Origin of the sequence: Mesorhizobium sp. Primo-A (assembly GCF_003997175.1) — a bacterium.
Taxonomy (GTDB): Bacteria; Pseudomonadota; Alphaproteobacteria; order Rhizobiales; family Rhizobiaceae; genus Mesorhizobium; species Mesorhizobium ciceri.
In genome coordinates this window covers 1-26,266 of sequence record NZ_RZTG01000008.1, presented here as the reverse complement: position 1 = coordinate 26,266, position 26,266 = coordinate 1, and the positions used below count along the sequence as shown (strand labels likewise).

General features: G+C 63.1%; 24 protein-coding genes, 1 tRNA gene and 1 riboswitch. Of the genes, 22 read left to right on the top strand and 3 right to left on the bottom strand.

All coding sequences use genetic code 11. The features are described 5' to 3' along the window. Positions 1 to 17: 17 nt before the first annotated feature. From nuoG to EOC83_RS15545, 16 genes are all read left to right on the top strand, one after another. Positions 18 to 2,099 carry an NADH-quinone oxidoreductase subunit NuoG gene (gene nuoG / locus EOC83_RS15620; RefSeq protein ID WP_013531096.1) on the top strand — a complete coding sequence of 694 codons (2,082 nt, stop codon included), beginning with the start codon at positions 18 to 20 and terminating at the stop codon, positions 2,097 to 2,099. 2 nt (positions 2,100 to 2,101) lie between these two features. Then, complete coding sequence (nuoH, locus tag EOC83_RS15615) at positions 2,102 to 3,145, top strand: NADH-quinone oxidoreductase subunit NuoH (RefSeq protein WP_013531097.1); 1,044 nt, start codon at positions 2,102 to 2,104, stop codon at positions 3,143 to 3,145. Then, positions 3,145 to 3,636: an NADH-quinone oxidoreductase subunit NuoI gene (nuoI, locus tag EOC83_RS15610; protein ID WP_013531098.1), complete on the top strand. Its 492-nt coding sequence runs from the start codon at positions 3,145 to 3,147 to the stop codon at positions 3,634 to 3,636. Before nuoH ends, nuoI begins: the two co-directional genes overlap by 1 nt. A 122-nt stretch (positions 3,637 to 3,758) precedes the next feature. Beyond that, a complete protein-coding gene (locus EOC83_RS15605; RefSeq protein ID WP_013531099.1) occupies positions 3,759 to 4,379 on the top strand; it encodes an NADH-quinone oxidoreductase subunit J in 621 nt (206 codons plus the stop codon). 1 nt (position 4,380) lies between these two features. Continuing rightward, positions 4,381 to 4,689, top strand: coding sequence for an NADH-quinone oxidoreductase subunit NuoK (gene nuoK, locus EOC83_RS15600; RefSeq protein ID WP_010910101.1), 309 nt, complete (start codon positions 4,381 to 4,383; stop codon positions 4,687 to 4,689). A gap of 10 nt (positions 4,690 to 4,699) precedes the next feature. Next, the gene (gene nuoL / locus EOC83_RS15595) at positions 4,700 to 6,673 is read left to right on the top strand and encodes an NADH-quinone oxidoreductase subunit L (RefSeq protein ID WP_063168236.1); all 1,974 of its coding nucleotides are present in this window, start codon (positions 4,700 to 4,702) and stop codon (positions 6,671 to 6,673) included. Then, a complete protein-coding gene (locus tag EOC83_RS15590) occupies positions 6,673 to 8,178 on the top strand; it encodes an NADH-quinone oxidoreductase subunit M (protein ID WP_063168235.1) in 1,506 nt (501 codons plus the stop codon). The genes nuoL and EOC83_RS15590 overlap by 1 nt, the downstream gene beginning before the upstream one ends. Positions 8,179 to 8,196: 18 nt before the next feature. Continuing rightward, a complete protein-coding gene (gene nuoN / locus EOC83_RS15585) occupies positions 8,197 to 9,633 on the top strand; it encodes an NADH-quinone oxidoreductase subunit NuoN (RefSeq protein ID WP_063168234.1) in 1,437 nt (478 codons plus the stop codon). A gap of 5 nt (positions 9,634 to 9,638) precedes the next feature. Continuing rightward, on the top strand, positions 9,639 to 10,460 hold the full coding sequence (locus EOC83_RS15580) for a biotin--[acetyl-CoA-carboxylase] ligase (RefSeq protein WP_063168233.1): 822 nt from the start codon (positions 9,639 to 9,641) through the stop codon (positions 10,458 to 10,460). Between the two features lie 117 nt (positions 10,461 to 10,577). Further along, a complete protein-coding gene (locus tag EOC83_RS15575) occupies positions 10,578 to 12,248 on the top strand; it encodes a ribonuclease J (RefSeq protein WP_013531104.1) in 1,671 nt (556 codons plus the stop codon). Between the two features lie 110 nt (positions 12,249 to 12,358). Next, positions 12,359 to 12,763 carry a methylmalonyl-CoA epimerase gene (gene mce, locus EOC83_RS15570; RefSeq protein WP_063168232.1) on the top strand — a complete coding sequence of 135 codons (405 nt, stop codon included), beginning with the start codon at positions 12,359 to 12,361 and terminating at the stop codon, positions 12,761 to 12,763. Further along, positions 12,760 to 13,044 carry a DUF1467 family protein gene (locus tag EOC83_RS15565; RefSeq protein ID WP_013531106.1) on the top strand — a complete coding sequence of 95 codons (285 nt, stop codon included), beginning with the start codon at positions 12,760 to 12,762 and terminating at the stop codon, positions 13,042 to 13,044. The genes mce and EOC83_RS15565 overlap by 4 nt, the downstream gene beginning before the upstream one ends. A gap of 632 nt (positions 13,045 to 13,676) precedes the next feature. Further along, positions 13,677 to 15,005, top strand: a complete 1,329-nt coding sequence (proS, locus tag EOC83_RS15560; protein ID WP_063168231.1) for a proline--tRNA ligase — start codon at positions 13,677 to 13,679, stop codon at positions 15,003 to 15,005. Further along, positions 15,002 to 16,288: a lipoprotein-releasing ABC transporter permease subunit gene (locus tag EOC83_RS15555; protein ID WP_013531108.1), complete on the top strand. Its 1,287-nt coding sequence runs from the start codon at positions 15,002 to 15,004 to the stop codon at positions 16,286 to 16,288. Before proS ends, EOC83_RS15555 begins: the two co-directional genes overlap by 4 nt. Beyond that, positions 16,285 to 16,968 (top strand): ABC transporter ATP-binding protein, encoded by a 684-nt coding sequence (locus EOC83_RS15550; RefSeq protein ID WP_027160544.1) that lies wholly within the window; start codon positions 16,285 to 16,287, stop codon positions 16,966 to 16,968. The genes EOC83_RS15555 and EOC83_RS15550 overlap by 4 nt, the downstream gene beginning before the upstream one ends. 518 nt (positions 16,969 to 17,486) lie before the next feature. Further along, positions 17,487 to 18,737: a peptidase M50 gene (locus EOC83_RS15545; RefSeq protein ID WP_024501354.1), complete on the top strand. Its 1,251-nt coding sequence runs from the start codon at positions 17,487 to 17,489 to the stop codon at positions 18,735 to 18,737. Positions 18,738 to 18,757: 20 nt separating this feature from the next. Here EOC83_RS15545 and lipB read toward each other — a convergent pair whose 3' ends face one another. Further along, positions 18,758 to 19,501, bottom strand: a complete 744-nt coding sequence (gene lipB, locus EOC83_RS15540) for a lipoyl(octanoyl) transferase LipB (RefSeq protein ID WP_027160542.1) — start codon at positions 19,499 to 19,501, stop codon at positions 18,758 to 18,760. A gap of 234 nt (positions 19,502 to 19,735) precedes the next feature. Between lipB and EOC83_RS15535 the strand changes: the two genes are divergently transcribed. From EOC83_RS15535 to EOC83_RS15525, 3 genes are all read left to right on the top strand, one after another. Then, positions 19,736 to 19,820, top strand: a tRNA-Leu gene (locus tag EOC83_RS15535). A gap of 189 nt (positions 19,821 to 20,009) precedes the next feature. Next, positions 20,010 to 21,428: a magnesium transporter gene (mgtE, locus tag EOC83_RS15530; protein WP_013531112.1), complete on the top strand. Its 1,419-nt coding sequence runs from the start codon at positions 20,010 to 20,012 to the stop codon at positions 21,426 to 21,428. A gap of 157 nt (positions 21,429 to 21,585) precedes the next feature. Then, on the top strand, positions 21,586 to 21,972 hold the full coding sequence (locus tag EOC83_RS15525) for a MerR family DNA-binding transcriptional regulator (protein ID WP_013531113.1): 387 nt from the start codon (positions 21,586 to 21,588) through the stop codon (positions 21,970 to 21,972). An 85-nt stretch (positions 21,973 to 22,057) separates the two neighbouring features. On the opposite strand, the gene EOC83_RS15520 is transcribed toward EOC83_RS15525, so the two are convergent. Together EOC83_RS15520 and EOC83_RS15515 are read right to left on the bottom strand one after the other, a co-directional pair. Beyond that, positions 22,058 to 22,534 carry an isoprenylcysteine carboxylmethyltransferase family protein gene (locus EOC83_RS15520; protein ID WP_024501351.1) on the bottom strand — a complete coding sequence of 159 codons (477 nt, stop codon included), beginning with the start codon at positions 22,532 to 22,534 and terminating at the stop codon, positions 22,058 to 22,060. Next, entirely contained in the window at positions 22,531 to 23,529 is a 999-nt protein-coding gene (locus tag EOC83_RS15515; protein WP_063168230.1) for a DUF1624 domain-containing protein, read from the bottom strand. Before EOC83_RS15515 ends, EOC83_RS15520 begins: the two co-directional genes overlap by 4 nt. A gap of 223 nt (positions 23,530 to 23,752) precedes the next feature. On the opposite strand from EOC83_RS15515, the gene EOC83_RS15510 reads away from it, so the two are divergent. The 3 genes from EOC83_RS15510 (at position 23,753) to EOC83_RS15500 (ending at position 26,215) form a co-directional block, all read left to right on the top strand. Then, positions 23,753 to 24,952: an MFS transporter gene (locus EOC83_RS15510; protein ID WP_013531116.1), complete on the top strand. Its 1,200-nt coding sequence runs from the start codon at positions 23,753 to 23,755 to the stop codon at positions 24,950 to 24,952. Between the two features lie 65 nt (positions 24,953 to 25,017). Continuing rightward, a riboswitch (cobalamin riboswitch) is annotated at positions 25,018 to 25,214 on the top strand. A gap of 35 nt (positions 25,215 to 25,249) precedes the next feature. After that, positions 25,250 to 25,429 carry a CbtB domain-containing protein gene (locus EOC83_RS15505; RefSeq protein ID WP_013531117.1) on the top strand — a complete coding sequence of 60 codons (180 nt, stop codon included), beginning with the start codon at positions 25,250 to 25,252 and terminating at the stop codon, positions 25,427 to 25,429. Between the two features lie 15 nt (positions 25,430 to 25,444). Further along, positions 25,445 to 26,215: a CbtA family protein gene (locus EOC83_RS15500; protein WP_013531118.1), complete on the top strand. Its 771-nt coding sequence runs from the start codon at positions 25,445 to 25,447 to the stop codon at positions 26,213 to 26,215. Positions 26,216 to 26,266: the final 51 nt, after the last annotated feature.

The following is a 26,266-nucleotide window of genomic DNA, read 5'->3' as shown; positions in this document are numbered from 1 at the left end:
GCAGGGGTTTGAGGCGAATGGCAAAGCTCAAGGTCGACGGGAAAGAGATCACTGTACCCGACCACTACACGCTGCTGCAGGCGGCGGAAGACGCTGGCGCGGAAGTGCCGCGCTTCTGCTTCCATGAGCGGCTGTCGATCGCCGGCAATTGCCGCATGTGCCTGATCGAGGTGAAGGGCGGGCCGCCCAAGCCGCAGGCTTCCTGCGCCATGAACGTGCGCGACCTGCGTCCCGGCCCGAATGGCGAGGCGCCGGAAATCTTCACCAACACGCCGATGGTCAAGAAGGCCAGGGAAGGCGTGATGGAGTTCCTGCTGATCAACCATCCGCTGGATTGCCCGATCTGCGACCAGGGCGGCGAATGCGACCTGCAGGACCAGGCGATGGCTTTCGGCGTCGATTCCTCGCGCTATCACGAGAACAAGCGCGCGGTCGAAGACAAATACATCGGACCGCTGGTGAAGACGGTGATGAACCGCTGCATTCACTGCACGCGCTGCGTCCGCTTCACCACCGAAGTCGCCGGCATTTCCGAACTGGGCCTGATCGGCCGTGGCGAGGATGCCGAGATCACCACCTATCTCGAACAGGCGATGACCTCGGAGCTGCAGGGCAATGTCATCGACCTTTGCCCGGTCGGCGCGCTGACCTCGAAGCCATTCGCCTTCCAGGCGCGGCCGTGGGAGCTGACCAAGACCGAATCCATCGACGTGATGGATGCGGTCGGCTCGGCGATCCGCGTCGATAGCCGGGGCCGCGAAGTGATGCGCATCCTGCCGCGCGTCAACGAGGCGGTGAACGAGGAGTGGATCTCCGACAAGACCCGCTTCATCTGGGACGGCCTGCGCACGCAGCGCCTTGACCGCCCCTATGTGCGCAAGGACGGCAGGCTGGTTGCTGCCAGCTGGGCCGAGGCCTTCGCCGCGATCAAGGACGCGGTGTCGAAGACGGCGCCCGAAAAGATCGGCGCTATCGCGGGCGATCTCGCCGCCGTCGAAGAAACCTATGCGCTCAAGCTGCTGATGGCTTCGCTCGGCTCGAAGAATACCGATTGCCGCCAGGATGGCGCCGCACTCGATCCGGCGCTGGGCCGTGCGAGCTATATCTTCAACCCGACCATCGAAGGCATCGAGCAGGCCGATGCGGTGCTGATCATCGGCGCCAACCCACGTTATGAAGCCTCGGTGCTCAATGCGCGCATCCGCAAGCGCTGGCGGACCGGCAATCTGCCGGTCGGCGTCATCGGCGATGTCGGCGATACCCGCTACGATTACGAACAGCTGGGCGCCGGGCCGGATTCGCTTGGGGATTTGGCCAACGGCAATGGCAAGTTCTTCCAGACGCTGAAGAAGGCGACACACCCGCTGATCATCGTGGGACAGGGCGCGCTGGCGCGTGCCGATGGCGCGGCCGTGCTCGGTCAGGCGGCCAAGCTCGCGGCCGCCGTCAACGCTGCTCGCGCAGACTGGAACGGCTTTGCCGTGCTGCACAATGCGGCCGGGCGCGTCGGCGGTCTCGATCTCGGCTTCGTGCCGGGCGAGGGCGGCAGAAACGTTGCCGGCATGCTGGGCGAAATGGAGCTCTTGTTCCTGCTCGGCGCCGACGAGATCGACATGGCCAAGACCGGCGGCGCCTTCGTCGTCTATATCGGCACGCATGGCGACCAGGGCGCGCACCGCGCCAATGTCATCCTGCCGGCGGCCGCCTACACGGAAAAATCGGCCACCTATGTCAACACCGAAGGGCGTGTGCAGCAGACCAACCGCGCCGGCTTCGCGCCGGGCGAGGCGCGCGAGGACTGGGCGATCCTGCGGGCGCTGTCGGATGTGCTGGGCAAGAAACTGCCGTTCGATTCGCTGCCGCAGCTGCGCGCCAAGCTTTATGGCGAATACCCGCATCTGGCCCGTATCGACCAGGTCGCGGCCGGCAATGCCGAGGATATCGCCGAGGTGGCGAAGCTCGGCGGACGGCTGAACAAGGGCACCTTCACCTCGCCGGTGAAGGATTTCTACCTGACCAACCCGATCGCGCGGGCATCGGCCGTGATGGCGGAATGCTCGGCACTGGCCAAGAGCGGCTTCAAGCAGGCGGCGGAATAAGCATGGACACTTTCTTCTCCTTCTACGTGCTGCCGGCGCTGCTGATCCTGTTGAAGTCAGTCGTGCTGATCGTCGTTCTTTTGATCTTCGTCGCCTACATCCTCTACGCCGACCGCAAGATCTGGGCGGCGGTGCAATTGCGCCGTGGCCCGAACGTCGTCGGCCCCTGGGGCACGCTGCAGGCTTTCGCCGATCTGTTGAAGTTCGTCTTCAAGGAGCCGGTCATCCCGTCCGGCGCCAACAAGGGCGTGTTTCTGCTGGCGCCGCTGGTGTCGGCCGTGCTGGCGATCTCGGCCTGGGCGGTCATCCCGGTCAGCCACGGCTGGGCGATCGCCAACGTCAATGTCGGCATCCTCTATGTCTTCGCCATCTCCTCGCTCGAGGTCTACGGCGTGATCATGGGCGGCTGGGCGTCGAACTCGAAATATCCGTTCCTCGGCGCGCTGCGCTCGGCCGCGCAGATGGTGTCCTACGAAGTCTCGATCGGCTTCGTCATCGTCACCGTTCTGCTCACCGCCGGCTCGCTCAACCTCACCGATATCGTGCTGTCGCAGCATGATGGAATTGGTACGCGGCTTGGCCTGCCCAACACCTTCCTCGACTGGAACTGGCTGGCGCTGTTCCCGATGTTCATCATCTTCTTCATCTCGGCGCTGGCCGAGACGAACCGCCCGCCCTTCGATCTGGTCGAAGCCGAATCGGAACTGGTCGCCGGCCACATGGTCGAATATTCGTCGACCCCGTTCCTTTTGTTCTTCCTCGGCGAGTATGTCGCCATCGTGCTGATGTGCGCGCTGGCCACCATCCTGTTCCTCGGCGGCTGGCTGCCTCCGTTCGACTTCGCGCCGTTCACCTGGGTGCCGGGCGTCATCTGGTTCGTGCTGAAAGTCTGCTTCGTGTTCTTCGGCATCTCCATGGTGAAGGCCTTCGTGCCGCGCTACCGCTACGACCAATTGATGCGGCTTGGCTGGAAAGTGTTCCTGCCGATCTCGCTGTTCATGGTGGTCGCCACCGCGGCCTTCCTCAAGATCACGGGGTTTGCGTGATGTCCGCTCTTTCCCAAGCCGCCAAATCGCTGCTGCTGCAGGATTTCGTCAGCGCCTTCTTCCTGTCGATGCGCCAGTTCTTCGCGCCGAAGGAGACGATCAACTATCCGCACGAGAAGGGGCCAACCAGCCCGCGCTTCCGCGGCGAGCATGCGTTGCGCCGTTACCCGAACGGCGAGGAACGCTGCATCGCCTGCAAATTGTGCGAGGCGATCTGCCCCGCGCAGGCCATCACCATCGAGGCCGGCCCGCGCCGCAATGACGGCACGCGCCGCACGGTGCGCTACGACATCGACATGGTGAAGTGCATCTATTGCGGCTTCTGCCAGGAAGCCTGCCCGGTCGACGCCATCGTCGAGGGGCCGAATTTCGAGTTCGCGACGGAGACGCGCGAGGAACTCTACTACGACAAGGACAGACTGTTGGCGAATGGCGACCGGTGGGAGCGCGAGCTGGCGCGCAACATCTCGCTGGACTCGCCCTACCGCTGATATTTGACGCATGGACGGGGCGAGGGGCCTCGTCTAAGGACACAACGAAACTTGCGGCCTGAGGCGGCAAACATCGAAACAGGACGGTTGTCCTGTTTGTACAGGAACCCGGGGGATCCCCAATGTTGAGTGGACTAGAGGCGGCCTTTTTCTACCTCTTCGCCTTTGTCGCGGTGGCATCGGCGTTCATGGTCATTTCGTCGCGCAACCCCGTGCATTCGGTGCTGTTCCTGATCCTGACCTTCTTCAACGCCGCCGGCCTGTTCATGCTGACCGGCGCCGAGTTCCTGGCGATGATCCTGCTCGTCGTCTATGTCGGCGCGGTGATGGTTCTGTTCCTGTTCGTCGTCATGATGCTCGACGTCGATTTCGCCGAACTGAAGAGCGGCGCCCTGCAATATGCGCCGATCGGCGCGCTGGTCGGGCTGATCCTGGCGGCGGAGCTGATCGTGGTTCTCGGCGGCTACACCTTCGCGCCGCAGCTCGCTTCGACGGTCTCCAAGCCCATTCCGGATCTTGCCACGCGGACCAATACCGCCGCGCTCGGCGACATCCTCTATACGGACTACCTCTACTACTTCCAGATTTCGGGCCTCGTGCTGCTGGTCGCCATGATCGGCGCCATCGTGCTGACGCTGCGCCACAAGCCAGGCGTCAAGCGGCAGTCGATCGCAGCCCAGGTCGGCCGCACACCGGCGACCGGCATGGAAATCCGCAAGGTCAAGACAGGCGAGGGACTCTGAGATGGTTGTCGGCATCGCACATTATCTGACCGTATCGGCTGTTCTGTTCACGCTCGGCGTGTTCGGCATCTTCCTGAACCGCAAGAACGTCATCGTCATCCTGATGTCGGTCGAGCTGATCCTGCTGGCGGTCAACATCAACTTCGTCGCCTTTTCGGCAGCACTCGGCGATCTGGTCGGCCAGGTGTTCGCGCTGTTCGTGCTGACGGTCGCGGCGGCCGAAGCCGCCATCGGACTTGCCATTCTCGTCGTCTTCTTCCGCAACCGCGGCTCGATCGCGGTCGAAGACGTGAACATGATGAAGGGTTGACGGAACCACCATGTATCAGGCCATCGTCTTCCTTCCCCTGCTCGGCTTCCTGATCGTCGGCCTGTTCGGCACGTCGCTCGGCGCCAAGGCGTCCGAATACATCACCTCGGGTTTCCTGGTGATCGCGGCCGTGCTGTCGTGGGTCGCGTTCTTCACCGTCGGTTTCGGCCATGGCGAGGTGTTCACCGTGCCCGTGCTGCGCTGGATACAGTCGGGTGGGCTGGAAGCGTCCTGGGCGCTGCGGATCGACACGCTGACGGTGGTCATGCTGGTGGTGGTCAACACCGTGTCGGCGCTGGTCCACATCTATTCGATCGGCTACATGCACCACGATCCGAACCGGCCGCGCTTCTTCGCTTATCTGTCGCTGTTCACCTTCGCCATGCTGATGCTGGTGACGGCGGACAACCTCGTGCAGATGTTTTTCGGCTGGGAAGGGGTGGGGCTGGCGTCCTATCTGCTGATCGGCTTCTGGTACAAGAAGCCGTCGGCCAATGCCGCGGCAATCAAGGCCTTTGTCGTCAACCGCGTCGGCGATTTCGGCTTCGCGCTCGGCATCTTCGGCGTGTTCGTGCTGTTCGGCTCGGTCAATCTGGGCACCATCTTCGCCAATGCGGCGACGTTCATCCCGGCCGAAGGTGCACCGCAGGGTGCCGCGGTGCTGACTTTCCTTGGCCATGCGCTGGACAAGCAGGCGGCCATGACGATCGTCTGCCTGCTCCTGTTCATGGGCGCCATGGGCAAGTCGGCGCAAGTGCCGCTGCACACCTGGCTGCCGGACGCCATGGAAGGCCCGACGCCGGTTTCGGCCCTGATCCATGCCGCCACCATGGTGACGGCGGGCGTGTTCATGCTGGCGCGGTTGTCGCCGCTGTTCGAACTGTCGCATTCGGCGCTGACGGTCGTGACCTTCATCGGTGCCTTCACGGCCTTCTTCGCGGCCACCGTCGGTCTCGTCCAGAACGACATCAAGCGCGTCATCGCCTATTCGACCTGCTCGCAGCTCGGTTACATGTTCGTGGCGCTCGGCGTCGGCGCCTATGGCGCGGCGATCTTCCACCTGTTCACGCATGCCTTCTTCAAGGCGCTGCTGTTCCTCGGCTCGGGCTCGGTCATCCACGCCGTGTCCGACGAGCAGGACATGCGCAATATGGGCGGCCTCAGGAAACTGATCCCGACCACCTACTGGATGATGGTGATCGGCACGCTGGCGCTGACCGGCGTCGGCATTCCGGTGACGGTCATCGGCACCGCCGGCTTCTTCTCCAAGGACGCCATCATCGAGAGCGCCTTTGCCGGCCACAATTCGGTTGCCGGCATGGCCTTCGTGCTTTTGGTCATCGCCGCCTGCTTCACCTCCTTCTACTCCTGGCGGCTGATCTTCATGACCTTCCACGGCAAGCCGCGGGCGAGCCATGAGGTCATGCACCATGTCCATGAATCGCCGCCGGTGATGCTGGTGCCGCTGTTCATCCTGGCTGCGGGTGCGCTGTTTGCCGGCGTCATCTTCCACAACGCCTTCATCGGCGAGGGCTATGCCGAGTTCTGGAAGGCATCGCTGTTCACATTGCCTGACAATCACATCCTGCACGACATCCACGAATTGCCGCTGTGGGTCGAACTGTCGCCCTTCATCGCCATGCTGATCGGCTTCGCGCTGGCCTGGAAATTCTACATCCGCTCGCCGGAAATGCCGGTCAACCTGGCCGCGCAGCATCGCGGGCTCTACGCCTTCCTGCTCAACAAGTGGTATTTCGACGAGCTCTACGACTTCCTGTTCGTGCGGCCCGCCAAGCGCCTTGGCCATTTCCTGTGGAAGACCGGCGACGGCACCGTCATCGACGGCCTCGGCCCCGACGGTATCTCGGCGCGTGTCGTCGATGTCACCAACCGCGTCGTCAAGCTGCAGACCGGCTATCTCTACCACTACGCCTTCGCCATGCTGATCGGCGTTGCCGCACTCGTCACCTGGATGATGCTCTGATGACCGCCTGGCCAATCCTCTCGCTGGTCACCTTCCTGCCGCTGGTTGGTGTGCTGCTTATCCTGTTCATCAATGACGACAGCGAAAATGCACGCCGCAACATCCGCGCCATCGCGCTGTTGACGACGACTTTCACGTTCATCATCTCGCTGTTCATCTGGACCGGATTCGACAATTCGCAGTCCGGCTTCCAGTTCGTCGAGAAGGTCGCCTGGCTCGATTCCGGCATTTCCTACCATATGGGCGTCGACGGCATCTCGATGCTGTTCGTCATCCTGACGACCTTCCTGATGCCGCTCTGCATCCTGGCCTCGTGGGAATCGATCGAGAAGCGCGTCAAGGCCTACATGATTGCCTTCCTGCTGCTCGAAACGCTGATGATCGGCGTGTTCTGCGCGCTGGACATCGTGCTGTTCTACGTCTTCTTCGAAGCCGGCCTGATCCCGATGTTCATCATCATCGGCGTCTGGGGCGGCAAGCGGCGCGTCTACGCCTCGTTCAAGTTCTTCCTCTACACGCTCGCCGGTTCGGTGCTGATGCTGCTCGCCATCATGGCGATGTTCTTCCAGTCCGGAACAACCGACATCCCGACGCTGCTGACCCACAACTTCCCGGCCAACATGCAGACCTGGCTATGGCTTGCCTTCTTCGCCTCCTTCGCGGTGAAGATGCCGATGTGGCCGGTGCACACATGGCTGCCCGACGCGCACGTCGAGGCGCCGACGGCGGGCTCCGTCATCCTGGCCGGCATCCTGTTGAAAATGGGCGGGTACGGCTTCCTGCGCTTCTCCTTGCCGATGTTCCCGCTGGCGTCGGAAATGTTCGCGCCGCTGGTCTTCGCGCTGTCCGTCGTCGCCATCATCTACACCTCGCTGGTGGCGCTGATGCAGGAGGACATGAAGAAGCTGATCGCCTATTCGTCGGTTGCTCATATGGGCTTCGTCACCATGGGCATCTTCGCCATGAACCAGGAAGGCGTGCAGGGCGCGATCTTCCAGATGCTCAGCCACGGCCTCGTCTCCGGCGCGCTGTTCCTGTGCGTCGGCGTCATCTACGACCGCATGCACACACGTGAGATCGCGGCCTATGGCGGGCTGGTCAACAACATGCCGAAATACGCCACGGTGTTCCTGATCTTCACCATGGCCAATGTCGGCCTGCCCGGTACCAGCGGCTTCGTCGGCGAGTTCCTGACCATGCTCGGCGTGTTCCGGGTCAACACATGGGTGGCGTTCTTCGCCGCCACCGGCGTCATCCTGTCGGCCGCCTACGCGCTCTGGCTCTACCGCCGGGTGATCTTCGGCGCACTGACCAAGGAGAGCCTTAAGGGACTGCTCGACCTGTCGCCGCGCGAGAAGGTGATCATCTACCCGCTGGTCGTGCTGGTCATCTTCTTCGGCGTCTATCCCGCCCCGGTCTTCGACGCGACGGCCCAATCGGTCAAGTCGCTCGTCACCAATGTCACTGCATCCATCGGCACCGCGCAGACCGCGGCGGCGAACTGACCAGAGGTTTTGCGAACCATGACGCCGGACCTTCTCTCCAGCCTGTCGCTCTCGACGCCAGAGCTGATCCTTGCCGTCGGCGCGCTGGCGCTGCTGATGGTCGGAGCCTGTTCGCGCGCCAACACGGCCAACACGGTAACCGGCCTTGCGGTTGCCGTGCTGGCGATCGCGGGCGCCTGGCTGATCTTCCGAACCGGGCAGGGCAGCGCTTATGGCAATGCCTTCATCCAGGATTCCTTCGGCCGCTTCATGAAGGTGCTGGCACTGGTTGGCTCGGCGGTGACGCTGGTGATGTCGATGCGCTTCGCCAAGGCGGAGCGTTTCGACAAGTTCGAATATCCGGTGCTGATCCTGCTGTGCACGCTCGGCATGATGCTGATGATCTCGGCCAACAGCATGATCGGCCTCTATCTCGGCCTCGAGCTGCAGTCGCTGGCGATCTATGTGCTGTGCGCGATCAACCGCGACAATCTGCGCTCGACCGAAGCGGGCCTCAAATATTTCGTTCTCGGTGCGCTGTCGTCGGGCATGCTGCTCTATGGCATCAGCCTGGTCTACGGCTACACCGGCAACACCGGCTTCCAGGAAATCGCCACGGCACTCGGCAGCGGCGAGCGCCAGCTTGGCCTCGTTTTCGGCCTCGTCTTCGTGCTGGCCGGCCTTGCCTTCAAGATTTCCGCGGTGCCGTTCCACATGTGGACGCCTGACGTCTATGAGGGCGCGCCGACTCCGGTGACGGCCTTCCTGGCGGCGGCGCCGAAAATGGCGGCGATGGCACTGATCGTGCGCGTCACCATGGGCGCGTTCAAGCCAATCGCCGCCGACTGGCAGCAGATCATCGTCTTCATCTCGATCGCCTCGATGGCACTCGGCTCCTTCGCCGCAATCGGGCAGACCAACATCAAGCGCCTGATGGCCTATTCCTCGATTGGCCATATGGGTTACGCGCTGGTCGGCCTTGCCGCCAACAGCCAGGCCGGCGTGCGCGGCGTTGCCATCTACATGCTGATCTATCTGGTGATGACGCTCGGCACCTTCGCCTTCATCCTCGCCATGCGGCGCAAGGAAGGCAATGTCGAGCAGATCAGCGACCTGGCCGGCCTGTCGTCGACCAATCCGGTCATGGCGACGATCCTGACCATCCTGATGTTCTCACTCGCCGGCATTCCACCGCTCGCCGGCTTCTGGGGGAAATGGTACGTCTTCCTCGCCGCCATCAACGCCAATCTCTACGCGCTGGCGATCATCGGCGTGCTGGCCTCGGTGGTGGGCGCCTATTACTATTTGCGCATCATCAAGATCATGTGGTTCGACGAACCGGTCGGCGGCTTCGTGCCGATGGCGACGGAATTGCGTGTCGTGCTCGGCGTCTCCGGCGCCTTCGTGCTGTTCTACGTGTTGATCGGTGGGCCGATCGGCACCTATGCCGAAGCCGCCGCCAAGACGTTTTTCTAGACGGCATGGCATTTCGGCTGGCTCCAACCTCGGCGTCGGAAGGGTTCCGGCTCGAGGCGCATGAGAGCGTCGGCTCCACCAATGCGCTGGCACTGGACCACGCAAGGGCAGGCGACGCCGGCAAATTGTGGGTCGTTTCCAAGAAGCAGGAAAGCGGGCGTGGCCGGCGCGGCCGCGTCTGGGCGACCCCGGAAGGCAACCTGGCGGCGACGCTGCTCGTCATCACCAAGGCAGAGCTTCGCCTTGCCGCGACATTGGGCTTCGTCGCAGGACTGGCGCTGGCCGATGCACTCGATGCCGTGGTGCCGAAGGGCCGGATCGCCATTGGCCTCGACGGTGGCAGCGAAGGAAAAAACCGTTTCGAGCTGAAATGGCCGAACGACGTGCTTGCCTCCGGCGCCAAGCTGGCCGGCATCCTGCTGGAATCGGCAATCCTCGAGGGCGGCCGTTTCGGAGTGGCGGTCGGCATCGGCGTCAATGTGGTGGCATACCCTGAGGATTTGCCGTATCCCGCAACTTCCTTGCGCGCGCTGGGCGCGGCATGCGATGCGGAAACACTGTTCCTGGCGCTGTCGGATGCCTGGAGCGAGAATGCCCGATTGTGGGATGAGGGGCGCGGACTTGCCGCCGTCAGGCGACGGTGGCTTGATCGTGCCGCGGGGCTCGGCGGCGAGGTTGCCGTCAGAATTGACGGTAATGTGGTGCGCGGGGTGTTTGAGACCATTGACGAGGACTGCCGTTTCGTGATCCGCGACGATGAAGGTTCGGTTCGGACGATCGCCGCCGGCGATGTGCATTTCGGCGCGGTCGCTTCGGCCAGGGCATAGGGCCGTTCATGAACGGTTCTAACTGTTTGTTTTTGCGCAACTCCGGTGGGAAAACCGTTACACACTTTTCCCGGAATTGCTTTTGAGCTTGGCCTGAGGGCCAGGAAGGGAAAAATCATGGCGAAAGCGGAAAACGCCGAACTCGTCTTCGTGCCGCTCGGCGGCGTCGGCGAGATCGGCATGAACTTCGCTCTTTACGGCTACGGGCCGCCCAGCGCGCGCGAATGGATCGTCATCGATGTCGGAGTGACCTTCCCCGATGCCAGCCTGCCGGGCGTCGACCTGGTGCTGCCCGACACACGCTTCATCGAGGAGAACCTCGCCAATCTGCGCGGCATCATCATCACGCATGCGCATGAAGACCATTACGGCGCGCTGCTCGACACATGGCCGAAGCTGAAGGCGCCGGTCTGGATGACGCCGTTCAGCGCCGGCCTGCTGGAAGCCAAGCGGCAAGGCGAGCAGGGCGCACCGAAAATACCGGTCACGATCTACCGGGCGGGCGAGAAATTCACCGTCGGCCCCTTCGAGATCGAAGCCATTCCGGTCGCGCACTCGATTCCCGAGCCGATGTCGCTGGCGATCACCTCGCCGGCAGGCACCGTCATCCATACCGGTGACTGGAAGATCGATCCGGAGCCGACGATCGGGCCGAAGACCGACGAGGCGCGTTTCCGCGCCTATGGCGACAAGGGCGTTCTGGCGCTGATCTGCGATTCGACCAATGCGCTGCGCGAAGGCGAGTCGCCTTCGGAAGTGGCTGTGGGCGAGGGCCTCAAGGGCGTCATCCAGGCTGCCAAGGGCCGTGTCGCCGTCACCACGTTCTCCTCCAATGTCGGACGTATCGTCTCGATCGCCAAAGCGGCGCGCGATGCCGGACGCCAGTGCCTGGTGCTTGGCCGTTCGCTGAAGCGGGTCATCGATGTGGCCGGAGAACTCGGCTACATGGACGGTCTGCCGGAGTTCATCGCCGAGGAGGATTTTGGTTTCATCCCGCGCGAAAACCTGGTCATCATCTGCACCGGCAGCCAGGGCGAGCCGCTGGCCGCACTGGCCAAGCTGTCGCGCGAAGAGATGAAGTCGGTGTCGCTGACGGCAGGCGACACGGTGGTGTTTTCCTCGCGTACGATTCCCGGCAACGAGAAGGCGATCCTCGAGATCAAGAACCGTCTCATCGACCTCGGCGTCAAGATCATCGAGGACGGCGATGCGCTGGTGCATGTCTCCGGCCATCCGCGGCGCAGCGAATTGCGCAAGATGTATGAATGGGTGCGCCCGCAGATCGGCGTTCCCGTGCATGGCGAGGCGGCACATCTGGTGGCGCAGGGCTCGCTGATGTCGACATCGGGCATCGGCCAGGTGGCGCAGGTGCGCGACGGCGACATGCTCAGGCTTGCTCCCGGCCCAGCCACCATCATGGATCAGGTGCCGTTCGGCCGTATCTACAAGGATGGCAGACTGATCGGCACCGATCAGGCGATGGGCATCCGCGACCGGCGCAAATTGTCCTTTGCCGGCCACGTGGCGGTCAATGTCGTGCTGGACGACAAATATGAGCTTGCCGGCGACCCCGATCTGGTCGCCATCGGCGTCGCCGAGGCCGATGGCCGTGGCGAGTCGCTGGAAGATCTGATGATCGATGCGGCAATCGGCGCGGTGGACTCGATCCCCCGTCAGCGCCGAAAAGACCTCGACCTGGTGCAGGAAGCAGTGCGGCGCGCCGTGCGCGGCGCCGCCAACGAAGCCTGGGGCAAGAAGCCGCTGGTGACGGTGTTCGTCACTCGCTGAGGGGAGTGGGGCAGTAAGGGAGTAGGGCAGTAGGGATTTCGATACGAGGCAGGTCAGCTTTTCCCCTATTGCCATACTGCCCTATTGCCATACTGCCCTGAGGAAAACCTATGCTCGGACGTCTGAACCATGTCGCGCTTGCCGTGCCGGATCTGGCTGCTGCCGTAGCGGCCTACCGCAACACGCTCGGCGCGGAGGTTACGGCGCCGCAGGCACTGCCGGAGCACGGGGTGACGGTGGTGTTCGTCAATGTCGGCAACACCAAGGTCGAACTTCTGGAGCCTTTGGGCGAGGGATCGCCGATCGCCGCCTTCCTGGAGAAGAACCCCTCCGGCGGCATGCATCACCTTTGCTATGAGGTCGACGACATCCTGGCCGCGCGCGATCAGCTCAAGGCCGCCGGCGCCCGCGTGCTGGGCGACGGCAATCCGAAGATCGGCGCGCACGGCAAGCCGGTGCTGTTCCTGCATCCGAAGGATTTCTTCGGCACGCTGATCGAACTGGAGCAATCATGAGCTGGGTTTCGTTCACCGCCCTGTTTTTCGCGACCTGGTGGGTGGTGCTGTTCGCCGTGCTGCCGTTCAGCGTGAGGACGCAGGACGACGATCACGACGTGACGCTCGGCACGGTTCCGAGCGCGCCGCGTGGGCCTCACATGCTACGCGCCGTGATCCGCACCACCATCGCCACCGCGATCCTGATGGGCATTTTCTATGGCCTGACGCATGGGCTGGGATACAGCCTCAACGACATCCCGCACATCGTGCCGGAATTCAGCCAGACGCCGGCTAAATAGACTGTCCAGCGACGGCGTTTTCATATGTCGGACCGGGCGGGTTTCGGCGGGGAACGTCGTGCCGTTTTGCGGCCTGACGAGCGCTGACGCTGGGTAAGGTGGTTTGGCAACGCGTTGCGCTAAGCAGATGATTGCACAAAAAAAATGCAAGGCACGAGGCCTTGCAATTTAAACGCGTCCGATCTGTTTCCGGTTTCCGGCGGCAGCGAGTAACCGCGCCTAGATCGCATCCTCCCAAGACTTTGACCGCGTAGGAGAGCAGATTTTTTTCTGCCCTCTCGGTTATCGAGGTACATTAGCCTAAGGCGAATGAAAATGTCACGAAGAATTTTGCCTTGAAACGGGCATTCTCGTGCTGCACTGCACAATAGTGTGGCAGGCGTTGCTTGGCGAACGATCACCAAGACGCGCACAGTGACCGGGAGGCCTTGCAGCGCCATGGGTCTTCTGGACGGGCGAACGGCGGTGCGACGCTTCTGATCCCGGCTACCCATGTTTTTTGGAAATCGATTCCGCTTTTCGGGCCGAAGCGTCCGGGTTCCCATTCCGCCTTGAAATGGCTATGAAGCCGGGTCAAGCAAGCCAAAGTCGCGCCGATTCTGACGCGACCCTCCTCACTCACGGACCTGCCCATGCGTTTGTCGCGCTATTTCCTGCCGATCCTCAAAGAAAATCCGCGCGAGGCCGAGATCGTCTCGCACCGGCTGATGCTGCGCGCCGGCATGATCCGCCAGCAGGGGCAGGGCAGTTTCTCGTGGCTGCCGCTCGGCAAGCGGGTGCTGGACAAGGTATGCCGCATCATCCGCGAGGAGCAGGATCGCGCCGGTGCGCTGGAAATCCTGATGCCGACCATCCAGTCGGCCGATCTGTGGCGCGAAAGCGGCCGCTATGACGACTACGGCAAGGAGATGCTGCGCATCAAGGACCGGCAGGACCGCGACATGCTCTACGGCCCCACCAATGAGGAAGTGGTCACCGAGATCGTCCGCGCCTATGTGAAGTCCTACAAGGACCTGCCGCTCAATCTCTACCACATCCAGTGGAAGTTCCGCGACGAAGTGCGGCCGCGCTTCGGCGTCATGCGGTCGCGCGAGTTCCTGATGAAGGACGCCTATTCCTTCGACCTCGACTTCGAAGGCGCCAAGGCGGCCTACAACAGGATGTTCGTGTCCTATCTCCGGACTTTTACGCGCATGGGGCTGCAGGCTATACCGATGCGGGCCGACACCGGGCCGATCGGCGGCGATCTCAGCCATGAATTCATCATCCTGGCCGACACCGGCGAGAGCCAGGTCTACTGCCACCGCGACTATCTTGCGCTCGATGTGCCCGGCGCCAACACCGATTTTGCCAACGACACCGAGATCGCCGACATCGTCAAAACATGGACGACGCCCTACGCCGCCACCGACGAGATGCATGACGAGGCGGCGTGGGAGAAGATCGGCGAGAGCGACAAGGTTTCGGCGCGCGGCATCGAGGTCGGCCACATCTTCCATTTCGGCGACAAATATTCCAAGCCCATGGGCGCCAAGGTGACCGGACCCGACGGCAAGGATCATTTCGTCTCCGGCGGCTCCTACGGCATCGGTCCGTCGCGGCTGGTCGCGGCGATCATCGAAGCCAGCCATGACGACAACGGCATCATCTGGCCGGACGCGGTGGCGCCGTTCGACATCGGACTGATCAACATGAAGGCGGGCGACGCCGAGTGCGACGGCGTCTGCGACGAACTGCATGCCGCTTTCGTCGCCGCCGGCAAGGACGTGCTCTACGACGACACCGACCAGCGGCCCGGCGGCAAGTTCGCCACCGCCGACCTGATAGGTCTTCCCTGGCAAGTGATCGTCGGACCGCGCGGTGTCGCCGCCCGCGAGATCGAGATCAAGAACCGCAAGACCGGTGAGCGCGAGACGCTGCCGATCGCGGATGCGAAGAAGCGCTTCGGTGTCGCCGCATGAGCGAGGCGGTGGCGGCAAGATCGGTCGGCGCCGGACCCTTTTCCATCTTCGAGCGCATGGTCGCCTGGCGCTATCTGCGTTCGCGGCGCAAGGAGACGGTGATCTCGGTGATCGCCTCGATCTCGTTTCTGGGCATCATGCTGGGCGTCGCCACGCTGATTGTGGTCATGGCGGTGATGAACGGTTTCAGGGCAGAGCTTTTGACGCGCATCCTCGGCGTCAACGGCCACCTGATCGTGCAGCCGCTCGATTCGCCGCTGGAGGACTATGCGCAGGTCGCCAGCCGCATCAACGGTGTAGCAGGCGTTAAATACGCCATCCCGCTGATCGATGGCCAGGTGCTTGCGCAAGGCAATGTCGGCGGCGGAACCGGAGCGCTGGTTCGCGGCATACGCGGCGAGGATCTGAGCAAGATCGCCATCGTTGCCAGCAACATCAAGCAGGGTTCGATCGCCGATTTCGATTCTGGCGAGGGCGTTGCCATCGGCAAGCGCATGGCTGAGAATCTCGGCCTGACGCTTGGCGATACCATCACCTTGATTTCGCCCGACGGCGACGTGACGCCGATCGGCACCACGCCGCGCATGAAGGGCTACAAGATCGCGGCGATCTTCGAAGTCGGCATGTCCGAATATGACACGTCCATCGTCTACATGCCGTTTTCCGAAGCGCAGCTTTATTTCAACATGGACGGGCGGGCGCAAACGATCGAGATTTATGTCGACAATCCAGACGATGTCGATGCGCTGAAACCGAAAGTGGAGGCGGCGGCGCAGCGGCCGATCGACATGGTCGATTGGCGCCAGCGCAACGAGACCTTCTTCTCCGCGCTGCAGGTCGAACGCAACGTCATGTTCATGATCCTGACGCTGATCGTGCTGGTGGCGGCGCTGAACATCATCTCCGGCCTGATCATGCTGGTGAAGGACAAGGGCCACGACATCGCCATCCTGCGCACCATGGGGGCGTCGCGCGGCGCCATCCTGCGCATCTTCCTGATGACGGGTGCGGCGATCGGCGTGACCGGCACGCTTGCCGGTGTGCTGCTCGGCGTACTGATCTGCACCAACATCGAATCGATCCGCCAGTTCTTCTCGTGGATGACCGGTAAGGTGCTGTTCAATCCTGAACTCTATTTCCTCAGCCAGTTGCCGGCGAAGATGGATCCGCGCGAGACGACCTATGTCGTCCTGATGGCGCTCGGCCTGTCCTTCCTGGCAACGGTGTTTCCGGCATGGCGCGCCGCGCGTCTCGATCCGGTCGAAGCCTTGAGGTACGAATAGTGGCCGAGGTCATTATCGAGCTGAAGAGCGTCGAGCGGCACTACGTCCAGGGACCGCGAAAACTCACCATTCTCAATGGTGCGGACTTCTCGCTGAAGCGCGGCGAGATGGTGGCGCTGGTGGCGCCGTCTGGCACCGGCAAGTCGACGCTGCTGCACACCGCCGGCCTGCTGGAGCGTCCCGACGCCGGCGACGTCATCCTGGCCGGCCGCGCCTGCGGGCGGCTGTCCGACGACGAGCGCACGGCGATCCGCCGCAACGATGTCGGCTTCGTCTACCAGTTCCATCACCTGCTGCCGGAATTCTCGGCGCTGGAAAACATAATGATGCCGCAGCTCATCAAGGGGCTCAGCCGCAAGGACGCGGCCGAGCGCGCGGCGCAGCTGCTCGATTACATGCAGATCGGCAAACGCGCGGCGCACCGGCCGTCCGAGCTCTCCGGCGGCGAACAGCAGCGCGTCGCCATTGCGCGTGCGGTCGCCAATGCGCCGCTGGTACTGCTGGCGGACGAGCCGACCGGCAATCTCGACCCGGTCACCGCGTCCTATGTGTTCGAGGCGCTGGCGGCGCTGGTCAAGCAATCGGGCCTCGCGGCGCTGATCGCCACCCACAATCACGAGCTGGCATCGCGCATGGACCGTCGCGTCACGTTGGCCGACGGTAAAGTGGTGCCGCTCTAGGGCACGGCGATACTGGGGGAGGCCGGCCTGCGAAAGGCGGCTTCCTGCGCTTCCCGTTCTACCCCGTCGCGGTAGAACGGTGCTCACGTACCCAAAAGTACGCTCCGCTCCGGTTCTCGAAATCCACCATTCTCGGCTCGGCCTGACCCCAGTCTCGTCGTGCCCTGGTCGGCGCTGGGCAACCGTCGTTCGCCCGTCAACCTTTTCTTAACCCTGCCGATTTGATCGCCCGGAAATTCGGACACGGCCGGATTGTGTCCGTTGACTTTGAAACAAAATTAGAACAAAATACGAACATATCAACAACAGGAGAGAGTTATGACCGATCTGGTTCAGGATGTCATCTCACTGGTTTGCATGAGCACCTTTCTCGTCTCCATGGCGATCTGGATTGGAGCCATGTGATTTGGCGGCGTTCGCCGCCGTGGGTCCCATGCGGTCGAAGACCGCTCCGCCGTTAAGCTTTTCTTGCCGCAGCGACGTTAGAGTGCCCCGGCAAGACAGGGAGCAACGTCCAGGTGTCGCCCATCGTCACGGCCATTCTGGTGGCCAGCAATCTCGGGCTGATCTTTCTGTTGATGACGGTGCCGCTTGGTTTGCGCACGGTCCGGCTGACCCGTCTGGTGGCGATGGATCGGCAGCGCCTCTGGCAGGCGCTGTGGCCGCTCGGCAGCGATGCCGGCTGGTCCGGTGAGATCCTGTCCGCCGAGGCCCCGGACGGCGAGGGCGTGGCCCGCATCACGCTGTCCTGGGAAGGTCGCGACGGCAAGCCGATCGAACGCAAGTCGCGGTTTGAAGACGTCGTCGAAGGCAGCCGCTTCTCGATGCGTGTCATCGAGGATACGGCACTCGACGCTTCGTTCTGGAAGGATTTTCGCGAAACCGCCGAACTCGTTTCGGAAGGCAACAGCACGCGGGTGACGCTCAGCCAGACCGATCGCTATCGTGGCGTTGCCTTCCTGGTGTTCCGCTATTTCGCCCTGCGCCGCGAACTCTCCAAGCTGCAGCGCTGGGCGCGGACCGGAAAGTATCGCAAGGGCGGCTGGTTCGAGCATCCGCTCAGCCAGGTCGGCTTTGCCGGGCTTTCGGCGCTGATCCTGTGGCCATTCTTCGGCCTTCACTTCGGCGGTCTGGCACTGGCCGCGATCCTCACATCGGTGGTCGCCCTGCATGAGCTTGGCCATATGGCAGCGTTCCGGCTGATGGGCCACAACCGTGCACGGATGATCTTCATTCCGCTGCTCGGCGGCATTGCCATTGGCGGGCGGCCCTATGACAGCCGTTTCGAAGTGGCTTTCGTGGCATTGATGGGCGCCGGCTTTTCGGCCTTCCTGGTGCCGATCGCCATCGCCGCAAGCACCTTTGCCGGCGCGGAAGGTCACCGGCTGGCGGCGGCCCTGCTGGCGACCCTGGCGGGCTTCGCCGCACTGTTCAACATCGCCAATCTGGTGCCGGTGTGGAAGTTCGACGGCGGCCAGGTGCTGCGCCAGATCTGTCCGGGACCGGTCGCGCTGGCGCTGGCTTCCTTCTTCCTGCTCTCGGCTTTCCTGGCCGTGGGTTGGCAGGCCGGCTTTTCCGCCACCTTCCTGCTCGCGACGGGAGCGGTGTTTTCGCTCCTCAGCCTGCTGACGATGAGCAGTGGGGTGAAGCCGCGTCACGAGCTGAAGCCGATCCGTACCATCGACCGGCTGGCCATGGCGGCGGCGTTGCTGGCGGTGTTCGCCATCCATGGCTATGGCGTGTTGTGGGCCTCTGCCCAACTGATTTGAGCCGTACCGGATCCGGAAGATCAGCCGGCTTTGCGCTCGGCTTCGACAGGCAACGCCGTGGCGGGACCGAACACATCCTCGAAGGCGGATTTCAACGCCAAGTCAAGATCGGCCATGGTCAGGGGAAGGCCTAGGTCGACGAGGCTGGTGACGCCGTGGTCCTGCACGCCGCAAGGCACGATGCCGCTGAAATGGTCGAGATCGGGCTCGACATTGATGGCGATGCCGTGAAAACTCACCCAGCGCCGCAGCCGGATGCCTATGGCCGCGATCTTGTCCTCCGCCGGCGAGCCGTCCGGCAGAGCAGGGCGATCCGGCCGCACGACCCAGACGCCGACCCGGTCCTCGCGGCGCTCGCCCCGCACATTGAAAGCGGCAAGCGTGCCGATGATCCACTGTTCGAGCGCCGCGACGAAGGCGCGGACATCCTCGCGCCGCCGCTTCAGGTCGAGCATGACGTAAGCGACCCGCTGGCCCGGCCCATGATAGGTGTATTCGCCGCCGCGTCCTGCCGCGAAAACCGGGAAACGGCTGGCGTCGATCAGATCCTCGCCACGGGCGCTGGTGCCGGCCGTGTAGAGCGGCGGGTGTTCGACCAACCAGACCATTTCGCCGGCAGCGCCGCTGCGGATCGCCTCGGCGCGCGCCTCCATGAAGGCAAGTGCCTCGGGATAGGCGGTAAGGCCGGGCTCGATCAGCCATTCGACCGGTGCCGAGCCGGGAAGCGGCAGGAACGATGTGGCGATCTGGCTGCGTTCGGTCATGGCGTATCGTCTTTTCGTTTGTCCATGGCGCGCCCAAAAACGCCTCGCACCTTTGGGCGACATCAACTTGCCTTCCATATGGCGATATCAGGCGCAAACGTCCAGTTCCGGCGCTGCGTTCGGGCCCTGTGGAGCATTATGCCAATCGCCTGACATTATTGCTTGCCGTGCACTTGTTTCACCGGAAACGATTTGCTACACGCCGCGAGCCGGTCGGTTCCGGCTCTACCACGTGCGGTCGTGGCGGAATTGGTAGACGCGCAGCGTTGAGGTCGCTGTGGGGCAACCCGTGGAAGTTCGAGTCTTCTCGACCGCACCATTCTCTTCCCAGAATCCGATTTGTGCCGGTCTCGCCCGCTGCGGGCCGGACGCATTTCGTTGATATTCCCGCACTTTACGCCACTTTCTTTTTGAGCGTCGGATTCTCCCAAAACCGGTTTCCCCCTTGGGTCCGATGCTCTAGACCTGATTTGCACCTTTTCCGGGATTCTTGTGGCGGGAGGCGCTGGTGGAAGGCGAGCACGAACGGACGACCGGCGCCGGGGCCGCCGAGGACAACCACGCCGACATCTATGGCGAGGACGGCGCCGTGCTTTCGTCCTTCCTGGCGCGGATCGGCGCGGCGATCGCCGACCGCGACACGCTGACCCTCAAGCATGAAGTCGACGACCTGCACCAGTCGGAGCTCGGCGATCTGCTCGAGGCGCTGCATCCCGAACAGCGCCGCGCGCTGGTCGAACTCCTGGGCGCCGATTTCGACTTTTCCTCGCTGACGGAGGTCGACGAGGCGATCCGTATGGAGATCGTCGACAATCTGCCCAATGCGCAGATCGCGCAGGCGGTGCAGGAGCTCGATTCCGACGACGCCGTCTACATTCTCGAGGATCTCGACCAGGAAGACCAGGACGAGATCCTGTCGCAACTGCCGTTCACCGAGCGGATCAGGCTGCGCCGCTCGCTCGATTATCCCGAAGAGACGGCCGGCCGCCGCATGCAGACCGAGTTCGTCGCGGTTCCGCCGTTCTGGACGATCGGCCAGACCATCGACTACATGCGCGAGGACAACAATCTTCCCGAGCGCTTCAGCCAGATCTTCGTCATCGATCCGAGCTTCAAGCTGCTCGGCGCCATCGACCTCGACCAGATCCTGCGCACCAAGCGTTCGGTCAAGGTCGAGGAGGTGATGCACGAGACGCGGCACGCCATTCCGGCCACCATGGACCAGGAAGAGGCGGCGCGGGAATTCGAGCAGTACGATCTTTTGTCGGCCGCGGTCGTCGACGAGAACGAACGGCTGGTTGGCGTTCTGACCATTGACGATGTCGTCGACGTCATCCAGCAGGAGGCCGAGGAAGATCTGATGCGCATGGGCGGCGTCGGCGACGAAGAGCTTTCCGACAGCATCTTTTCGACCTCGCGCTCACGCGTTCCGTGGCTGCTGATCAACCTTCTGACCGCGTTCCTGGCGGCGTCGGTGATCAGCCTGTTCGACCGCACGATCGAACACATCGTGGCACTGGCGGTGCTGATGCCGATCGTCGCGGGCATGGGCGGCAATGCCGGCTCGCAAACCATGACCGTCACCGTGCGGGCGTTGGCGACCAGGGATCTCGACATCTACAATGCCGGCCGCATCATTCGCCGCGAGATGGGTGTCGGCTTCATCAACGGCATCGTCTTCGCCATCCTGATCGGCATCGTCGCGGCAGCCTGGTTCCGTGATCCCAATCTGGGCGGGATCATCGCGGCGGCGATGATCATCAACATGTTCGTGGCCGCCCTGGCCGGCATCCTGATCCCGCTGCTGCTCGATCGTTTCAAGGTCGATCCGGCGGTCGCTTCGGCGGTCTTCGTCACCACGGTTACCGACGTCGTCGGTTTCTTTGCATTTCTCGGCATTGCCACGTGGTGGTTCGGCGTGCCCTGAAGGCACGCCTTTTGGCTCAATTGACTTTTACGTAAATGCCGTGCGAGGCTCGCGCGGGGCGCCATGTCGATTCCGGCATGGCATGGGTTTTGGTTCGGGACAGAAGGGTGACGCCGCCATGGCGATCGCCCCGGTGTTTCGGCGTGTGGGAGTGGCAATGCGAGAATATTATTCGATCACCGAGTTGACCCGCGAGTTCGACGTGTCGACGCGGACGCTGCGCTTTTATGAGGACGAAGGGCTGGTGCAGCCGGTGCGGCGCGGCCGCACGCGGCTGTTTCGCCCCTCCGACCGGCAGCTCATTCGCCAGATCATGCGCGGCAAAAGGCTTGGCTTCTCGATCAACGAGATTCGCGAAATCATCCAGATGTACAAGGAGCCGCCCGGCGAAGTCGGCCAGCTCAACCTGATGATCAAGCGCATCGAGGAAAAGCGCGAGGATCTCCGGCAGAAACGCCGCGACCTCGAGGAGACGCTGGCTGAACTCGACCAGGCCGAGGAGTCTTGTGTGGAGCGGCTGGTGGAGCTTGGCGTGAATACGTAGGCAGAGAGTTTGAGGGACAGCGCCCCCCTCTCTCCTGCCGGACATCTCCCCCACGAGGGGGGAGATTGGCCGCTTGAAAGCCAGCTCAAATCCAGCGGCGCACGCGTTTGGCGTAGTCGCGGTATTTCTTGCCGAATTTTGCCGCCAGCACCTTTTCCTCGCCTTCGATCGCCACCTTCTGCGTGGCATAGGCGGCGATGAACGCCAGCGGCAGGAACCACACGATGCCCGAGACAAAGGCGACGCCGATCAACAGCAGCGTGTTGGCCAGATACATCGGATTGCGGGTGACGCCGAAGGGACCCGTGGTGACCAGGTGATCGGGTACAGCGTTGGGGTTGAGCGTGGTCTTGGCCCGGATCATGGTGCGGATCGCGGTGAACCAGAGTGCGGCGACGGCAAACAGCGCCACCCAGCCGGCCGCGAACAGGATATCGCCCAGCAGGTCGCCGATCCAGGGCAGGGGATAGAGCAGGCCCAGTGCGATGCTGACGGCGATGGCGGCGATGTAGATCAGCGGCGGCCACGGTATGAGCCCCGGCTTCGGCTGGTTCTCGGTCATTCGGCCCCTCCCTCCATCAACTTGCTGTCGGTCTTGGCGGTGCACATGCCGGCGAGATCGGACAAATGCGCTTTCCACTCCGCAGTCTGATCGTTGTTGTAGAGCCTATCAAGCGTGGACTCGCCCTCGAGTGTATCGAGCATGCAGACACAGTAGCTCGTACAGAACTCGGTGTCGCGCGACTGCTCGCAGGACAGCTGGCAGGTTTTGAGGAAATTCACCTGCGGGGTTTCGACCTGCGCCGGCATGATCTGCGAGAACAGCCAGACGCAGCCGATCAGCAGCGGCTGGTGGATCAAATAGAAAGCCAGGCTGTGCCGACCGATGAAGACCAGCGGGTTGGCCAAGCGACCGGGCGCCAGATTGGCAAGCCTGGCAAGCAGGCCGGCACCTGCGGCGAGTTTCGTCACCGCGATGCCCGCAAGCACGGCGCCGAACCACGGAAACAGCGGAACGTAGTCGTTGGAGCGCGGATTGGTCGCCGACAGGCCGACCCACCACAGCCATGGGTGATCGAAGGCCTCGAAGCGCAGATAGACGGGGGCGGCGATAACGAGCGCAGCGACGACAAGCGTCAGCAGCGCCGGCAGGCGCAGGAAGGCGAGACCGAGCAGGCTGGCCAGCGCGATCTCGTGCAAGATGCCGAAGAAGATGAAGCCGTCCGGAGTGGCTATGCGGGTGACGACCGAAATCGCGATCGCGGCTCCGGCGACCATGGCGAACCGCTTCCAGAAGCCGTTCCAGCGGATTTGTCGGCCGTGGGCGAGATACAGGCTGACGCCGACCAGGAACAGGAAGGTCGAGGCGATGCAGCGCGCGTAGATCTTCCACCAGCCGAAGGCGGTCAGGCCGGGATCGGTGTAGCCGAAGAACTCCAGATCCCAGGTGAAATGGTAGCTTGCCATGGCGATCAGCGCGATGCCGCGCACGATGTCGATGGCGACGATGCGCTTTGGTCGATCCTGAACGGGTGCGGTCGGCGTTTGGATGCTCATGGTCTCGCATTCTGATTCAGCCCCGCTGGAGGACTATCACGGTTGCCCGGGACAAAAGAAGACCGGCAACCCTGCCGATAGCGCCGGATCAGCCGCGGCATTGGGCCAGTGCCGGAAAGCCTTTGGCCGGCTTCGCTTTTGCCGGATGCACGTCGGTTTCCTCTTATTGGCGCTGAGGTCGCCACGGCAGATTTGACCCGGTGAATCTGCTTCGGGGAAAGCAATGTCCACCCATGTGCGCCATCCGATCTGGCTACCGGCCCTCAAGGCCGCGGACGCGCGCACCTTCGCTTCGCTCTATGCGGTCGAATCCTTCGCCCGCGCCACGGTGTCGAGCGTCATCCCGATCCAGGCTTACGAGATCCTGCACAACGAGCAGATCGTCTCGATCCTCTACACCGTCGTGGCGATGCTCGGCCTGTCGGTGACATTGTTCATGCCGATGCTGATCCGCCGTTTCGCCCGGCGCTGGGTCTACACGGCGGGCGCCTGCCTGCTGGCCATTGGCTCGCTGTTCTTCGTCACCGACACGCTTGCCGGGCAACTGGCCGGCATGCTGTGCCGGGTGATGGGCGCCAGCGCGCTGTCGATCACGCTCAACCTCTACATCATGGACCACATCCGCAAGACCGACTTCATGCAGGCCGAATCGCTGCGCATGGCGTGGTCGATGCTGGCCTGGACCGGTGGGCCGACGCTCGGCATCTTCCTCTACACGCGCTTCGGCGTCTATGCCGCGCATGGCGCGGTGGCCGTGTTCGCGTTAGCCTTGCTGGCATTGTTCTGGACCTACCGGCTCGGCGACAACCCGTCGATCCGTCCCGGCAAGACGCGACCAGCCAATCCGCTCGCCAATATCGGCCGCTTCATCGCCCAGCCCAGGCTCAGGCTGGCCTGGCTGATCGCGTTTGGGCGCTCCTGTTTCTGGACGACGTTCTTCGTCTATGGGCCGCTGTTCATGGTCATTACGGGTGAGGGCAAGCTGGCCGGCGGCCTGCTGGTTTCGGCCGGCAACGCGCTTTTGTTCATGGCGATTTTCTGGGGCAAGGCGGGAAAGCGCTTTGGCGGCCGCAGGACCATGACATTTGCCTATTTCGCCATGTCGGTCGCGCTTCTGGCGGCGGGCTTCGTCGGCGAAACCGTGCCGCTGCTCACCGGCGCCTTCCTGCTCTGCGGCGCCTTCTTCACCATTGCACTCGACGCGCTCGGCTCGACCGCCTTCATGCGCTCGGTGCGCTCCTATGAAAGATCGCAGATGGCGGCAGTCTATCGCACCTATCTCGACTTTTCCGAGCTGACGCCGCCGCTGGTCTATTCGGTGGTGCTGGCCTTCTTCGGCCTGGGCTCGGTGTTCGTCACGCTCGGCCTGCTGGCGGCGGTCTGCGGCTTCGTGACGTGGCGCTATCTGCCGAAATCGCTTTGACCTTCATGGCGCATTCGCAACGGTCGCCGGCGGAATTTGGTTTGCCGGACGCGAGGATTCTGCCTATAGTCGCCGGTGTCGCCGGTTCCATTTTGGAGCCAAGAGGGAATGCGGTAAGGGCGGATTTCGCCCAATGCCGTGGCTGCCCCCGCAACTGTGTGCGGTAGTCCTCTCCATATGCCACTGAAGATTTTTCTTCGGGAAGGTGGGGAAGGACGCTGATCCGTGAGCCAGGAGACCTGCCGGCGACAGGAAACTGACTTCGATGCCCTCGGGTGGAGGGCGAAAGGACAAGACATGACTACCGCTTCCGTCTCCCTCGGCGCTTCCGTCTCCTCGCAGTCGCGCTTCATGCAGCTTGCGCTCGCCGCGCTGCTCGGCATTTTCGTGATGGGCTTTGTCGGCTTCTCGCATATCGATGCGGTCCACAATGCGGCTCACGACTATCGCCATTCGATGGCGTTTCCCTGCCACTGACGAGGGGCTGACATCATGAACCTGTTTCGCAACGTCGTGTTCATCGCGGCGATCGCAGGGCTCGTGGCCGGCGTCGTTCTCGCCTGCATGCAGGCCTATGCGACCGTGCCGCTGATCCTGAAGGCGGAAGTCTACGAACAGGCGGGCGGCGGGCATCACCATGACCATGCCGCTCCGGCAGCAACGGATAGCAATGCCATGAGCACAGCCGCTCCGGCCCCTGCCGAAGCGACTGCTGCGGCGGAAGACGAGGGCTGGGCGCCGGCAGACGGTTTCGAGCGTTTCGCCTTCAGCGTGCTTGCCAACATCGTCACCGGCATCGGCTTCGGGTTGATCCTGGTCGCGGTTTCCGAATTCGCCGGCGGTATCGGTGGTTGGCGCCAGGGCGTGTTCTGGGGCTTGGCCGGCTTTGCCGTGTTCACGCTGGCGCCGGGCCTCGGCCTGCCGCCGGAACTGCCGGCCATGCCGGCCGCCGATCTCACCCAGCGCCAGATCTGGTGGTGGGCAACGGTGGCGGCAACCGCTGCCGGTCTCGGCCTGATCGCGTTCCGCAAGTCGCTGCCGCTGGCGATCCTTGCCGTCCTTTTGATCGTCGCACCGCATGTTGTCGGGGCACCGCAGCCCGACAGTTACGAGACGGCGATTCCGGAAGGGCTGCATCACCAGTTCGTGGTGGCGGTGACCGTGACCAATCTGGTGTTCTGGCTGGTGCTCGGAGCGGTCGTCGGTGTGGTGCGCGGTCGCTTCACCGGCACCGCGACCAGCCTGCGCGACAGCTTTGCCTGATCGCAAGACACTGACCTTTCTCATCGGCGGAGGGCGCTCCCGCGAAAGAAC

Coding starts and splice junctions, on each gene's coding strand:
- nuoG (WP_013531096.1), top strand. CDS start 18: ATGGCAAAGCTCAAGGTCGACGGGAAAGAGATCACTGTACCCGACCAC.
- nuoH (WP_013531097.1), top strand. CDS start 2,102: ATGGACACTTTCTTCTCCTTCTACGTGCTGCCGGCGCTGCTGATCCTG.
- nuoI (WP_013531098.1), top strand. CDS start 3,145: ATGTCCGCTCTTTCCCAAGCCGCCAAATCGCTGCTGCTGCAGGATTTC.
- EOC83_RS15605 (WP_013531099.1), top strand. CDS start 3,759: ATGTTGAGTGGACTAGAGGCGGCCTTTTTCTACCTCTTCGCCTTTGTC.
- nuoK (WP_010910101.1), top strand. CDS start 4,381: ATGGTTGTCGGCATCGCACATTATCTGACCGTATCGGCTGTTCTGTTC.
- nuoL (WP_063168236.1), top strand. CDS start 4,700: ATGTATCAGGCCATCGTCTTCCTTCCCCTGCTCGGCTTCCTGATCGTC.
- EOC83_RS15590 (WP_063168235.1), top strand. CDS start 6,673: ATGACCGCCTGGCCAATCCTCTCGCTGGTCACCTTCCTGCCGCTGGTT.
- nuoN (WP_063168234.1), top strand. CDS start 8,197: ATGACGCCGGACCTTCTCTCCAGCCTGTCGCTCTCGACGCCAGAGCTG.
- EOC83_RS15580 (WP_063168233.1), top strand. CDS start 9,639: ATGGCATTTCGGCTGGCTCCAACCTCGGCGTCGGAAGGGTTCCGGCTC.
- EOC83_RS15575 (WP_013531104.1), top strand. CDS start 10,578: ATGGCGAAAGCGGAAAACGCCGAACTCGTCTTCGTGCCGCTCGGCGGC.
- mce (WP_063168232.1), top strand. CDS start 12,359: ATGCTCGGACGTCTGAACCATGTCGCGCTTGCCGTGCCGGATCTGGCT.
- EOC83_RS15565 (WP_013531106.1), top strand. CDS start 12,760: ATGAGCTGGGTTTCGTTCACCGCCCTGTTTTTCGCGACCTGGTGGGTG.
- proS (WP_063168231.1), top strand. CDS start 13,677: ATGCGTTTGTCGCGCTATTTCCTGCCGATCCTCAAAGAAAATCCGCGC.
- EOC83_RS15555 (WP_013531108.1), top strand. CDS start 15,002: ATGAGCGAGGCGGTGGCGGCAAGATCGGTCGGCGCCGGACCCTTTTCC.
- lipB (WP_027160542.1), bottom strand. CDS start 19,501: ATGACCGAACGCAGCCAGATCGCCACATCGTTCCTGCCGCTTCCCGGC.
- EOC83_RS15525 (WP_013531113.1), top strand. CDS start 21,586: ATGCGAGAATATTATTCGATCACCGAGTTGACCCGCGAGTTCGACGTG.
- EOC83_RS15520 (WP_024501351.1), bottom strand. CDS start 22,534: ATGACCGAGAACCAGCCGAAGCCGGGGCTCATACCGTGGCCGCCGCTG.
- EOC83_RS15515 (WP_063168230.1), bottom strand. CDS start 23,529: ATGAGCATCCAAACGCCGACCGCACCCGTTCAGGATCGACCAAAGCGC.
- EOC83_RS15510 (WP_013531116.1), top strand. CDS start 23,753: ATGTCCACCCATGTGCGCCATCCGATCTGGCTACCGGCCCTCAAGGCC.
- EOC83_RS15505 (WP_013531117.1), top strand. CDS start 25,250: ATGACTACCGCTTCCGTCTCCCTCGGCGCTTCCGTCTCCTCGCAGTCG.
- EOC83_RS15500 (WP_013531118.1), top strand. CDS start 25,445: ATGAACCTGTTTCGCAACGTCGTGTTCATCGCGGCGATCGCAGGGCTC.